The sequence below is a fragment of the Streptomyces sp. 135 genome (genome assembly GCF_020026305.1).
GTDB lineage: Bacteria > Actinomycetota > Actinomycetes > Streptomycetales > Streptomycetaceae > Streptomyces.
In genome coordinates, this window is the sequence record NZ_CP075691.1 from 2,082,102 (window position 1) to 2,093,299 (window position 11,198).

Here is an 11,198-nt window from a genome sequence, read left to right on the forward strand (position 1 = left end):
CGGCCCTAATCACCGCGGGAGTTGCCATGATCGACGGACCGTACTTCGTCCTCACCGTGTTGGGGGCGCTCGCCTGCGGTGTCGCCGCCGGGGTCTTCGCCGCGTTCTCGACCTTCGTGATGAAGGGCCTGGCCGCGCTGCCGCCCGCCCAGGGCATCGCCGCGATGAACTCGATGAACGTCGCCGCGGTCAACCCGGCGTTCATGACCGTCTTCCTGGGGGCGACGGGGCTGTGCGCGGTGCTCGCCGTCGTGACGTTCGTGCTCTGGCCGGACGAGGGCACCTTCGAGCTGCTGTTCGGCTGTGCACTGTATCTCGTCGGTTCGTTCGGCGTGACGGTCGCCGCGAACATCCCGCGCAACGAAGCCCTCGCGAAGGTCGACCCGGACAGCGCGGAGGGCGCGGCGTACTGGCGTGCGTACGTCCGTGAGTGGACCGCGTGGAACCACGTCCGCGGCGTGGCCTCGCTCGCCGCGGCGGCGTGCTTCGTCCTAGCCCTGACCTGACCTGCTCTGACCTGACCTGACGAGACGCGACGAGACGCGACGCGACCACGGTGAACACGCAGCGGCGGGCGGTCAGCGCTTGCGCCCCACCGCCCCGTACCCCGGCGTGGGCCGCTCCCCCGTTTCCGGCGTCCCCGGCGTCCCCGCGCCCGGTTCCGGCTTCCAGCGGTCGATGATCGCCACTCCGGGGTCCACCATCTCGTACCCCTCGAAGAAGCGCTCCACCTCCGCGCGGGTGCGCAGCGCCAGCGTCATGCCGCGTGACTTGTAGAGCTCCGCCGCCTGCCGCGCCGTGTCCGGGGTGAACTCGCCCGTGCCGTGCGACAGCATCAGGTGGCTGCCCGGCGGCAGGGCGCTCATCAGGCGGTCCACCAGTTCGTACGCGCCGTCCTCGTCCGCGATGAAGTGCAGCAGCGCGACGAGCGACAGGGCGACCGGCCGGTCGAAGTCGAGGACCCGCCCGGCCTCTTCGAGGATTTTCTCCGGTTCGCGGAAGTCCGCCTGGATGTACTCGGTGGCGCCCTGCGGCGTCGAGCGGAGCAGCGCCTCGGCGTGGGCGAGGACGATCGGGTCGTTGTCGCAGTAGACGACGCGGGTCTCCGGGGCGATGGCCTGGGCGACCTGATGGAGGTTCGGTTCGGTCGGTATCCCCGTGCCGATGTCCAGGAACTGCCGGACGCCCTGGGTCGTGAGCCAGCGCGTGGCGCGGTGCATGAACGCGCGGTTGGCCCGCGCCATCGTCAGGACCTGCCCGTCCATGGCGACGAGCCGGCGGCCCATCTCCTCGTCCACCGGGTAGTTGTCCTTGCCGCCCAGGAACCAGTCGTACATGCGTGCGGGGTGCGGCTTGCTGGTGTCGATGTACGACGGGTCGGTCACGGCAGCTCCACGGGTAGGCGGCGGTCGGGGAGGAGGGACGCGGTGGTCACGACAGCAGGAAGTCCGCCTCGCCGGCCTTCGCCCCCTGGATGAAGGCGTTGATCTCCCCGTGCGTGTAGATGAGCGCGGGGCCGTCGGGGTCGGCCGACTGGCGCACCGCGACCCTGCCGTCGTCGAGTTTCATGGCCTCCAGGCAGTTGCCGCCGTTGCCGCCGCTCCACGGTTTGTGCCAGCCGTCGTTGCCGAGGTCACGGGCGGGCATGCCGTTGTAGATGCGGGACTCGGCACGCGAGTCGTCGCGGGCCCCGGGCGAACGCGGACCGGCGGGGCGCGTTCCGGCTCGATGTCGGTCCATGTCACAGCTCCTTGCGGACGTCCCGGAGGATGTCCTTCGTGCGTTGTGCGGTGGCGGCCTGCGCCGCCATGCGGTCCATGACCTCCAGGTGGGTGGCCACCTCTTTGCGCGCGTCCAGGTAGACGGCGCCGGTCAGGTACTCGCTGTAGACCATGTCGGGCAGCTCCGCCATGGCGAAGCGGAAGAGCACGAACGGTCCGTACGTTCCGGGGTGCGGGCCCGCCGCGAACGGCGCGACCTGGAGCGTGACATGGGGCATCTCGGTGGCTTCGAGCAGCCGGTCGAGCTGCGCGCGCATCACCTCGGGGCCGCCGACGGGCCTGCGCAGCGCGGTCTCGTCCATCACCACCCACAGCCGGGGCGCGTCCTCGCGGGTGAGCAGCGCCTGACGCTCCATGCGCAGCGCCACATACCGCTCGATGTCCGCGGGCCGGGTCTGGCCGATGGCTCCGGAGAGCATCACGCCGCGCGCGTACTCCTCGGTCTGGAGCAGGCCGGGCACGAAGTGCGGCTCGTAGGAGCGGATGAGGCTGGCCGCGCCCTCCAGGCTGACGTACATGCTGAACCAGCCCGGCAGGATGTCGTGGAACCGCTGCCACCAGCCCGGTTTGTTCGCCTCTTCGGCGAGGGTCACGAACGCGTCGGCCTCGTCGTCGGCGACGCCGTAGGCCTTCAGGAGCAGTTGGAGGTACGGGATCTTCAGCGCGACCTCGGCCGTCTCCATGCGGCGGACGGTGGCCGGGGCGACGCGCAGGATCTTCGCCGCCTCCTCGCGCCTCAGGCCGGCGCTCTCCCGCAGGTCCTGTAGGCGACGACCGAGAACGACCTGGCCGACGGTCGGCGCGGACCGCGGTTCGCTCACGTCTCCTACCTCCACCTGACTGCGCGTTGCCACAACCCACACCGCACCGTGAGCCGTTGCGAGCAGTGTGCCATGCGCCGTCTCGGAGGAACACGCCACTGTGCACATTTCAGAGTGGCTCTTGCCAAGGTGTTCTGGGCGGGGCGATAGTGGAGAGCGTGACTCCGCCCGCGCCGTTAGGAACCGAAGCCGCCGAAGGCCGTCTTGGTGATCTCGCCGAGGCACGTCCTGTGAGCGTTGCCGAGGTCTGCGTCAGTTTCGCGCTCGCCCCTCAACCGAACTCCGTCGCGCAGGCCAGACGCCTGCTGCGCGCGCAGCTCGGCGTCTGGGCCGTGCGTGACGAGGACGCCTGCGACGCGGCGGCACTCGTCCTCTCCGAACTGGTCACCAATGCCGTGGTGCACACCACGAGCCGGTGGATCATCTGCGAGTTCTGCGCGGATTCGGGGAAGCTGCGGATATCCGTGCGTGACGAAGGGTGCGGGCCAGGTGTGCCGCGCCCCGTGCACAGGGGGGCAGATGAGGAGCACGGGAGGGGATTGCTTCTCGTCGACGCGGTGAGCAGCGCGTGGGGCGTCCACGAAGCGGGGCCCGGAAACGGGCGCACGGTGTGGGCGGAGTTGCGACGGACGGCGGCACAGGTGTCGCCGTTCGCATAGACCGATCGCGGGGCCGGCGTGGACCAGCGCGGCGGTGACGCGGATACCGAGAACTCGCGGCCGGCGTGGACCAGCACGGCGGTGTCGCGGGTGCGAGAACGGGTGAGTCGAGCGTGGCAGTGATGCGGGCGGGGGGCATGTGAGCGCGGGTACGGTGCGGTCGTTGGGTCTGAACACATTGGTCCGGCTCTCCCGGCGGCGACAGCTCGCCGGGGCTCCGCCACCACCCTTGCGGCTCGACCTGCCCGAGGGCATGACCGAGCCACTCGGCTGCGACGCGGTGGCGGTGCCGGCGGCGCTCGGGCCCCGCCTGATGTCCCGGCTGCCCCGCGTGGGGTGCGTGTACGAGGACGGGCCGCGCTGGTGGTGGATCGTGCCCGCGGACTCCGATGTCGCCATGGAGTGGCCTGCGGCGGCCGCCTACTCGGCGGGCGCGGTCGTGCGGGACGGCGGCCGACGCCGCCCGGTGCTGATCAACCGCCCCGACGGCGACGTCCCTTACACTCCGCCGATCCCGCTCTACCTGGCGCTGTGCCGGGCGACGGGGACGACGCCGGGGTGGTCGCGGGCCTGTCGCGCTTAGCGCATCGGGGTCTGTCGCACTTAGCGCATAGGGGGCTTGGGGCTCCTGGCGCTCGGGGTGGCCCGGGCGGTTCAAACGGCTGCGGGGGCCTCCTCGGAGTCGGTGACGCGCACGATCACCAGGAAGGCGTCGGAGGCGAGGTCCATCACGACCTCCGCGGGTCGGCCTTCCGCGCGGCGGGCCCGCGCGAACTCCTCCGCGGGCCATGACCCGCGGGGTCCGCCCGCGGGGAAACGCTCCAGCACCAGTCGTCCGTTCATCGTGTTCCTGCCCCCGTGTGGTTCGGTGCGCTGCTCGAGACTCTGTACCGGTGAGAACGCTCATAGCGCCCTCCAGGGCTCGCAACGTGACCGAACTGACACAGAGTTGCGGCATTTCCCAGGGTTCTCCCGGGGCCCCGGGGATCGGGGGGCTCCGGAACTCCGGGGGATCAGTCCTCGTACTCGTCGTGGTAGCGCACCCGCGCGCTGCCCGCCGGGGCGCCGAGCGCCGACGCCCGCCCCCTCGGCTCCTCCCACTCCTCCTGCCGGCCGAGCGCGGTGAGGTCCAGGAGGCTGGTGGTGGAGCCGAGGCCGTCCAGGCCGCGGGCGAACGTCGCGTAGGTGTGGAAGACGCGGTCGCCGTCCCGCAGGAAGCAGTTGATCGCGGGGATGTCGCACGGCTCCTCGGTGGAGGAGGCGCCGAAGTCGTGGTTGAAGTCGCCGCCGTGCGTCGAGTACCAGGGTACGGTCCAGCCCATGCGGGCCTTGAAGGTGAGGAGCGCGGTGAAGGGCGCGCGGGAGACGGCGACGAAGTTCGTGCCGCGGGCCCGCAGATGTGCGAGGTGCCCGATCTGGTCGAGGAAGGCGGAGCAGCTGCGGCAGCCCGCCTCCCACTCGGGGGCGTACATGAAGTGGTAGACGATCAGTTGGTCCCGGCCGTCGAAGAGGTCGAGCAGCGTCGCCTTCCCGTCGGAGCCGTCGAAGTAGTACTCCTTGTCGACCTCCACCATCGGCAGTCGGCGTCGCGCGGCGTTGAGCGCGTCGCGCGCGCGGGTGGCGGCCTTCTCCTTGGCCAGCAACTCCTCACGTGCGACCAGCCACTCCTCGCGCGTGACGATGTCCGGAAGTCCCATGGTGTGTCTCCTCCACCCTTCGGGCGCGTACCTCGGCGAAAGGGTGGACCGGCGGGGTGTGCGGAACTCATCGCTCCCGGGCGAGAAAAGCCGAAAAGGGAATCTGAGGTGAGGGGTGAGGGGTGAGGGGTGAGGGGTGAGGGGTGAGGGGTGAAAGGCGAAAGGTTCGAGACGCGAGGTGAGAGTGCGAGGTGAGAGGTCACAGGGGCGGCGCGGTCAGCCCTCGTACTCCTGGACGCGTCTGCCGTGGCTCCGGTCGACGAGTTCGGGCAGCAGTTCGCCCAACTCCCGGACCGTCTCCCGCACATCCAGGGTCAGCAGTTCGCGGTCGCGCATGAGGACCCGGCCGTCCACGATCGTGGTGCGCACGTCAGCGGAGCGGGCGCTGTGCACCAGGGTGGCGGCCAGGTCGTGCACGGGCTGGGTGTGCGGTCCGCTCAGGTCCACGAGGATGATGTCGGCGCGCCGCCCCTCGGCGAGGCTGCCGACCACCCGCCCGAGGCCGACGGCTCGCGCGGACTGCGACGTGGCGTGGTCCAGGGCCTGGCGGGCGGTGAGCCAGGTGGGGTCGTTCTCCGCGTGCTTCTGGACGAGCGCGGTGAGCGTCATGGACTCCCACACGTCGAGGGTGTTGTTGGACGCGGCGCCGTCCGTGGCCAGGCCGACCGGGACGCCGGCCTCGCGCAGCGTCCGCACGGGTGTGGTGTCCCAGCCGAACTTCAGATAGCCGCGGGGCGCCGAGGCGACGGCGACGCGACCACCGGAACGGCGCAGCGCGGGCAGGTCGCGGGCAGGGTCGAGGCCGGTGGCGTGGGCGATGAGGAGGTCCACGTCCAGGAGCCCGGCGCGCTCCAGGACCTCGATGGGCGTACGGCCGTGCCGGGCCAGGCTGTTCTCGGTCTGCTCGCGGTTCTCTGCGGCGTGGATGTGGACGAGCAGCCCGTGTTCGCGGGCGAGTTCGGCGGTCGCGGCGAGGTCGGTGTCATCGACGGTGTACGGGGCGTGCGGGGCGAGGCAGGTGGTGACGCGCCCGTCGGCGGCGCCGCGCCGCCGCAGCGCGAAGTCGAGGGAGGCGGCCCGCCCGTCCGGTCCCTGCGAGCTGAAGTAGGCCTGGCCGAGGACGGCACGCAAGCCGCTCTCCTCGGCGACGTCGGCCACCGTGTCCATGGCGAAGTAGTGGTCGGCGAAGGTGGTGACGCCGCCGCGGATCATCTCGGCACAGGCGAGGCGCGCGCCGAGCCCGACCGTGCGCTCGGTCAGATTGGACTCGATGGGCCAGATCCAGTCGTTGAACCACGCGTGGGCGGGCAGGTCCTCGGCGAGGCCGCGCAGGGCGACCATCGGCGTGTGCGTGTGGCAGTTGATGAGGCCGGGGAGGGCGACGGTGCCGCGGGCGTCGATGTGCTCGGCGGCCACGCGGGCCTCCGGGGTGGCGGTCGTGCCGGCGGGATCGGCTGCTGTGACCGAGGCAATCACTCCGTCACGTACGACGATCACCGCGTCGTCCACGAAGACGATCTCGCCGTCCGGGCCGTGGGTCAGGGCGGTGCAGCCGGTGATGAGGAGGTCGGCGGGGGGTGTAGGGGACGGGGGCGTCGGCGGCGTCATTTCTTCACGGTAGTGGCGTCCAGGGCGGCGGGGGGCGGTGTGGGGGTGGGCTGTGGCTGCGGGGGGGGGTGCGGCCGGGGCGGTCGGTGCGGCATCCGGTACCGCCAGTGCCCGCCCATGCCCGCCCATGCCGTCGTGACACCATGCCGCACTGTGGGCACGTACGTACGAGACTCAACCGAGGGGGCGCCGTGACGGAGACAGCGGCGGCGACGGCGACGACGACGCGGGACGAACCCGGTGGCTGGGCCGATCTGCCCGGTGACACGGCCCTCAGCATCCGCGTCCCCGAGGCGGACCATCTGGTGAGCGCGGGCTTCCCGGCCCACGTCACGGTGCTCTACCCGTTCCTCAACGAGTCCCGCCTCTGCGCGTCGGCCCACGCCGACCTGGCGGAGGTGTTCGCGGCCCACGCGCCCTTCACCCTCACCTTCAGCGGGTTCCGCCGCTACCCGGGAGTCCTCTACCTCCCGCCGGAACCCGAAGCCCCCGTACGCGCCCTCACCGAGTCCCTCACCGAGTCCCTCACCGGCCGCTGGCCCGAAGCGGTCCCGTACCGCGGCATCTTCACCCCTCCCCTCCCGCCCCACCTGACCCTCGCGAACCACGAGGGCCCGGACACGTACGAAGCCGCCTACGACGCCCTGGAGACCCGGCTCGCCCCGCACCTGCCCCTCGTCAGCCAGGTGAACGAGGTCCACCTGATCGTGACGGACGGCGCGGGCGGCTGGCGGGACCTCAGGACGTACCGCCTGGGAGAGTGCGTGGCCGGGCCCGCGCTCTGTGACGCGCGTACGAAGCGGATGTGAAACCGCCGGGCAGGAGTCAGGACATCCCCCGAGAAGTAGGACGGGCGGGGTGGGCACGTCCGCTACGGTTTGCCGCCGACATGGGTCCACGGCTCCCGCACTCCCGTACCCGGCGGGGGTGGGCTCGCGGACCCCTCCTCACCCGAAAGGGGCCGCCCCGTGGCTCTCACCCTCTCCCGCCTCACCCGTACCCGACTCGCCGTGGCCGGCGCCGCGACCGCCGTCCTCGCGGTCGCGGCCCCGGCGGCGTACGCCTCACTGGACGACGCCCCGCGGTCGTCGTCCTCCACCGCTGCCACCTCAACGGCCGCCCCGTCGACGCCCGTCCGGGGCAAGCCCTACACGGAGACCCGGCTCTTCTTCGGCACGGAGCGTCCCGACGGTGGCCCCGCCGTCACCGACAAGCAGTTCATGGCCTTCATCGACAAGGAGGTCACGCCGGGCTTCCCCGACGGGCTGACCATCCAGGACGGGCGCGGGCAGTGGCGCGACGCCAACGGCAGGATCGAGCGCGAGCGTTCGTACGAACTGATCCTGCTGTATCCGGCGGGCGAGGCGCGCAAGCGGGACGTGTTGATCGAGGAGATCCGCAGCGATTACGAGAAGGCGTTCGCGCAGGAGTCGGTGGCGCGGCTGGACGAGCGGACGAGGGTCGATTTCTGACCGGCGGCGCGCGGAGGGAGGCGGCCGGGCGAGCTCTGTGGGCCAGGCTCGCGGAGCCTCGCGGGGCCGGGCGAGCTCCGTGGGCCCGGCTCGCAGAGCCTCGCGGCCATCACGCGGAGCCCCGGCCGTTAGAGGGATCCCCGGCCGACACGCGGAGCCCCGGCCGTCATGCGGAGCCCCCGGCCGTCACGCAAGGCCTCCCTCCCCGGCGGCCACAGGGCACCTGCCTCCCGACGCGCACAGCCGCAAGGTGCCCCTCAACCGCCGTCAACGCCCCTGCGTCGTCACGACGCGCACCAGCCGCACGGTGGACCTCAACACCACAACAACGCCCGCAACAGCGACCGCGGCCGCGGCCGCCATGGTGCGCCCCAGCCGCCACAGACACACCACCGCCGCCACGGTGCACGCCCCTGCTGCCACACCCCGGGCGTCACGCCCCCGCCGTCACGCCCGTCACAATGAGCCGCTCCGCCTCGTCGAGCGCCCTCAAGAGGCGCTCACGGTCCACGGGCCCGGCTGCCGCCAGGGAAACCAGAATCGCGTCGATGTCCCGCAGACCCGCCCGCTCCAGGAGCCGCTTCTCGTTGGTGACCCATTCGCCGCGCGCGGCGAGCACCGCGTGCGCGCCCTCCATCGCGGCCGTGGCGAGGGCGCCCGCGACCTCGGTGTGCTGGGCACGCGGGGCGTTGTTGTCACGGGCGTAGCCGAGGGTCATGCGGGCCCGGCCGAGCCAGACGCCGGGAGCCGTGCGGCGCAGGGCCTCGGGGTAGGCGGGGCGCGGCAGTTCGCCCCTCAGCACTTGGTTGACGGCGAGTTCCGCGACGACCAGGTAGCTGGGGATCCCGGCGAGGTGGAACATCAGCGGCTCCCAGCGGAACCGCCCCTCCTCGGCCTCCTCGACCTCGCGTTCGACCACGTCGAGATCGCGGTAGTGCACATCGACGCGGCGCCCGTCGACGGTGAGCCACGCCCCGCCGTTGAAGACCCCGCCGCCCCACTCGCCGATCCCCGAGACCTCCCCTTCCCAGCCGATCGCACGCAGCGCGGCGGGGTCGAAGGAGGGCCCGCGGTAATACACGGCGGTGTCCCAGTCGCTGTCGGCGGTGTGCGTGCCCTGCGCGCGGGAGCCGCCGAGGGTGACGGCCTCGACACCGGGGAGGGCGGCGAGCCGGTCGGCGACATGGTCGAGGAAGGCTTCGTCGCTCATGGAACGCGTGAAACGCGTCGTCATGGAACCACCCCGGCGTCGACGGTCGTCACGGTCGCCGTCCGTCGCCGGTGTTCAGCTGCCCGACGCTCCCCGCCTGGATCACCGTGCCGTGGATCACGCCACCGCTGATGTGGTTGTACGTGTCGCCACCCTGAGGCACGCCCGCATCGGTGTCCGGAGCCAACTCGTCCAGCAAGGCCCGCAGTTCGGCAGCGGCGGCGGGATCGGCGGCGAGCCTGCGGCGCAGCCGGGAACGCCACTCCGTCCGCACGTCGGCCGTGGTCTCGCTGTCCCCGGCGTCATGCGCGGCGACGACCTCGGCGCGCGCCTCCTCCAGCTCCCCGACGAGAACGCCCTCGTCACCCCCGCTGTCCCGCGAGAAGAACCGGGCGACGCGATCCCGGGCCTGCGTCCATCCCTCGGTGACCATCTGCTGCACGAGCGCCGTCGCCCCGGCCGCCGCCAACGCGGTCAACTCAGCGTCCACGGGCCCCCCCTTCTCCGCCTCCGACCCCTTCACGGTAACGCGCGGCACCGACAACGCGCTGCCGCCCCGCCACCACTCCCGGCACGCCGCCTTCCCATGACTCCTCGGACGGAGGCCTTCTCATCCCCCGAGCACCCCCGCCACCGCCCCCACCACATCCATGTCCGCCTCCCCCTCCGGCCACCAGTCGTCCGCGCCCGGCTCGCTTCGGTACGGGTACCAGCGGTTGTCGTGGCCGAAGCGGAGTTGGAGGGAGCCGTCCGCGGTCGTGAGGGCGTTGCGGTGGATCGTCATGCGGGGGAGGTCCGCCGCCGCCAGGGCGCCGCGGGCGCGGTCGAAGGGGCCCGCCGGGGGGTCCCAGGGGGTTTCCAGGACCGCTAGGCCCTCCTCGCCGCCCTGGCGCCAGGCCGCCGCCGCTCGGGAGAGGTCCGCGGGGGTGCGGCCCACGGAGCGGGCCAGTTCGGCGAACTGGCGGCTGAAGGTGCGGCGGCCCGTGAGGCCGGGGTGCGAGGCCGCCAGGCGGACCGCGTCGTGCCAGGGGGACGTGGCCGTGAAGGGGTCGGCGCCCGTGGTCAGGAACGCGTGGGCCCTGGCCGCCGCGTCGGTGATCAGGAATTCCAGGGACGTCGCGTCCGGGGCGCCGGGCAGCGACGGCAGCACCGGCGGCTCGCCCGGGTGGGCCGGGGGCGCCATCGGGGGCGGGAGCGCTGGGCGGTACTCCAAGGTCAGCGCGTCCCGCGCCGGGGTGCCGGGCAGTTCCGGTTCGGCGGACGTGGGCGGCGGCGGGGTGGCCTGCTGTTCCGCCGCCGACTTGTGCGCGTTGCGGCGGGACAGCTCGTCCAGGAGGTCCTGTTCCTCGCCTCCGCGCAGCAGGAGCAGGACGAAGGGGTCGGCGTCCAGGAGGCGGGCCGTCTGGTAGGCAAGCGCTGCCGCGTGTTTGCAGGGGTGGCCCCGGTCGGGGCAGGTGCAGGAGGGGGACAGCTCGCGGGCGCCCGGCAGCAGTTGGACGTCGGCCCGGTCCGCAGCCGCAGCCAGCGCGTGCGGCATGTCCTTGTCGAGCAGCGCCGCGATGTGCGCGGGGTCGGCGGCCACCGCGTCCAGGAAGCGGTCCCAGTGTTCGGGGAGCATCGTCCGCAGGCGGATCTCCGCGCGGTAGGGGCGGGGACGGCTGCCGTGGACGTACGCGACGATGCGGCCCGGCGCGACGGTGATCGTGTCGACCGCCCCTTCGCGGGCGTACGTGCGGCCGCGTGCCAGGCGGGCCTGGTCGAGGGCGCTCTCCTCCAGCGCGTCGATCCACGCGTTGCCCCACCAGGACGCGGCGAAGGGTTCCGTGGGGTCCAGGTGCGCCGGCAGGGCGGGGAAGACGCGGCCACTGCCCATGCGGCTCGTCTCGCTCATGCCGCTGGCCCAGCCGAGGCCACCGCCCCGCGAAGGCCCCGCCCACCCCGTGACGAGTC

At 72.5% G+C, this 11,198-nt stretch carries 14 protein-coding genes; 5 read left to right on the top strand and 9 right to left on the bottom strand.

Annotated elements, in window-relative coordinates; all coding sequences use genetic code 11:
* Positions 1 to 26 precede the first annotated feature (26 nt).
* Positions 27 to 506 (top strand): anthrone oxygenase family protein, encoded by a 480-nt coding sequence (locus KKZ08_RS09410; RefSeq protein ID WP_223774013.1) that lies wholly within the window; start codon positions 27 to 29, stop codon positions 504 to 506.
* A gap of 72 nt (positions 507 to 578) precedes the next feature.
* Here KKZ08_RS09410 and KKZ08_RS09415 read toward each other — a convergent pair whose 3' ends face one another.
* The 3 genes from KKZ08_RS09415 to KKZ08_RS09425 all read right to left on the bottom strand — a co-directional run bounded on the left by KKZ08_RS09415 (position 579) and on the right by KKZ08_RS09425 (position 2,602).
* Positions 579 to 1,385, bottom strand: coding sequence for an SAM-dependent methyltransferase (locus tag KKZ08_RS09415; protein WP_223774014.1), 807 nt, complete (start codon positions 1,383 to 1,385; stop codon positions 579 to 581).
* Between the two features lie 46 nt (positions 1,386 to 1,431).
* Complete coding sequence (locus tag KKZ08_RS09420; RefSeq protein ID WP_223778973.1) at positions 1,432 to 1,647, bottom strand: DUF397 domain-containing protein; 216 nt, start codon at positions 1,645 to 1,647, stop codon at positions 1,432 to 1,434.
* 94 nt (positions 1,648 to 1,741) lie between these two features.
* A complete protein-coding gene (locus tag KKZ08_RS09425) occupies positions 1,742 to 2,602 on the bottom strand; it encodes a helix-turn-helix transcriptional regulator (RefSeq protein ID WP_223774015.1) in 861 nt (286 codons plus the stop codon).
* Positions 2,603 to 2,832: 230 nt separating this feature from the next.
* On the opposite strand from KKZ08_RS09425, the gene KKZ08_RS09430 reads away from it, so the two are divergent.
* Together KKZ08_RS09430 and KKZ08_RS09435 are read left to right on the top strand one after the other, a co-directional pair.
* Positions 2,833 to 3,261: an ATP-binding protein gene (locus KKZ08_RS09430; protein WP_223774016.1), complete on the top strand. Its 429-nt coding sequence runs from the start codon at positions 2,833 to 2,835 to the stop codon at positions 3,259 to 3,261.
* A 154-nt stretch (positions 3,262 to 3,415) separates the two neighbouring features.
* Positions 3,416 to 3,844, top strand: coding sequence for a hypothetical protein (locus KKZ08_RS09435; protein WP_223778974.1), 429 nt, complete (start codon positions 3,416 to 3,418; stop codon positions 3,842 to 3,844).
* A 71-nt stretch (positions 3,845 to 3,915) separates the two neighbouring features.
* Here the strand turns inward: KKZ08_RS09435 and KKZ08_RS09440 are convergent, their stop codons facing one another.
* From KKZ08_RS09440 to KKZ08_RS09450, 3 genes are all read right to left on the bottom strand, one after another.
* Positions 3,916 to 4,104, bottom strand: coding sequence for a hypothetical protein (locus KKZ08_RS09440; RefSeq protein ID WP_223774017.1), 189 nt, complete (start codon positions 4,102 to 4,104; stop codon positions 3,916 to 3,918).
* Positions 4,105 to 4,274: 170 nt separating this feature from the next.
* Positions 4,275 to 4,958: a DUF899 domain-containing protein gene (locus tag KKZ08_RS09445; protein ID WP_223774018.1), complete on the bottom strand. Its 684-nt coding sequence runs from the start codon at positions 4,956 to 4,958 to the stop codon at positions 4,275 to 4,277.
* Positions 4,959 to 5,174: 216 nt separating this feature from the next.
* The gene (locus KKZ08_RS09450) at positions 5,175 to 6,566 is read right to left on the bottom strand and encodes an amidohydrolase (protein WP_223774019.1); all 1,392 of its coding nucleotides are present in this window, start codon (positions 6,564 to 6,566) and stop codon (positions 5,175 to 5,177) included.
* 191 nt (positions 6,567 to 6,757) lie between these two features.
* Here KKZ08_RS09450 and KKZ08_RS09455 point away from each other — a divergent pair, with 191 nt between their 5' ends.
* Both KKZ08_RS09455 and KKZ08_RS09460 read left to right on the top strand, forming a co-directional pair.
* The gene (locus KKZ08_RS09455) at positions 6,758 to 7,375 is read left to right on the top strand and encodes a 2'-5' RNA ligase family protein (protein ID WP_223774020.1); all 618 of its coding nucleotides are present in this window, start codon (positions 6,758 to 6,760) and stop codon (positions 7,373 to 7,375) included.
* Between the two features lie 159 nt (positions 7,376 to 7,534).
* Positions 7,535 to 8,038, top strand: coding sequence for a DUF3574 domain-containing protein (locus KKZ08_RS09460; RefSeq protein WP_223774021.1), 504 nt, complete (start codon positions 7,535 to 7,537; stop codon positions 8,036 to 8,038).
* A 433-nt stretch (positions 8,039 to 8,471) separates the two neighbouring features.
* Here the strand turns inward: KKZ08_RS09460 and KKZ08_RS09465 are convergent, their stop codons facing one another.
* The 3 genes from KKZ08_RS09465 to KKZ08_RS09475 all read right to left on the bottom strand — a co-directional run bounded on the left by KKZ08_RS09465 (position 8,472) and on the right by KKZ08_RS09475 (position 11,121).
* On the bottom strand, positions 8,472 to 9,248 hold the full coding sequence (locus KKZ08_RS09465) for a nucleotidyltransferase domain-containing protein (protein WP_223774022.1): 777 nt from the start codon (positions 9,246 to 9,248) through the stop codon (positions 8,472 to 8,474).
* A gap of 49 nt (positions 9,249 to 9,297) precedes the next feature.
* Entirely contained in the window at positions 9,298 to 9,738 is a 441-nt protein-coding gene (locus tag KKZ08_RS09470) for a hypothetical protein (RefSeq protein ID WP_223774023.1), read from the bottom strand.
* A 120-nt stretch (positions 9,739 to 9,858) separates the two neighbouring features.
* The gene (locus tag KKZ08_RS09475; RefSeq protein WP_223778975.1) at positions 9,859 to 11,121 is read right to left on the bottom strand and encodes an SWIM zinc finger family protein; all 1,263 of its coding nucleotides are present in this window, start codon (positions 11,119 to 11,121) and stop codon (positions 9,859 to 9,861) included.
* Positions 11,122 to 11,198 lie beyond the last annotated feature (77 nt).

Excerpts from the sequence above, each read along its gene's own strand:
- KKZ08_RS09450 (WP_223774019.1), bottom strand. The coding sequence starts at position 6,566 with ATGACGCCGCCGACGCCCCCGTCCCCTACACCCCCCGCCGACCTCCTC.
- KKZ08_RS09465 (WP_223774022.1), bottom strand. The coding sequence starts at position 9,248 with ATGAGCGACGAAGCCTTCCTCGACCATGTCGCCGACCGGCTCGCCGCC.
- KKZ08_RS09445 (WP_223774018.1), bottom strand. The coding sequence starts at position 4,958 with ATGGGACTTCCGGACATCGTCACGCGCGAGGAGTGGCTGGTCGCACGT.
- KKZ08_RS09440 (WP_223774017.1), bottom strand. The coding sequence starts at position 4,104 with ATGAACGGACGACTGGTGCTGGAGCGTTTCCCCGCGGGCGGACCCCGC.
- KKZ08_RS09475 (WP_223778975.1), bottom strand. The coding sequence starts at position 11,121 with ATGGGCAGTGGCCGCGTCTTCCCCGCCCTGCCGGCGCACCTGGACCCC.
- KKZ08_RS09420 (WP_223778973.1), bottom strand. The coding sequence starts at position 1,647 with ATGCCCGCCCGTGACCTCGGCAACGACGGCTGGCACAAACCGTGGAGC.
- KKZ08_RS09410 (WP_223774013.1), top strand. The coding sequence starts at position 27 with ATGATCGACGGACCGTACTTCGTCCTCACCGTGTTGGGGGCGCTCGCC.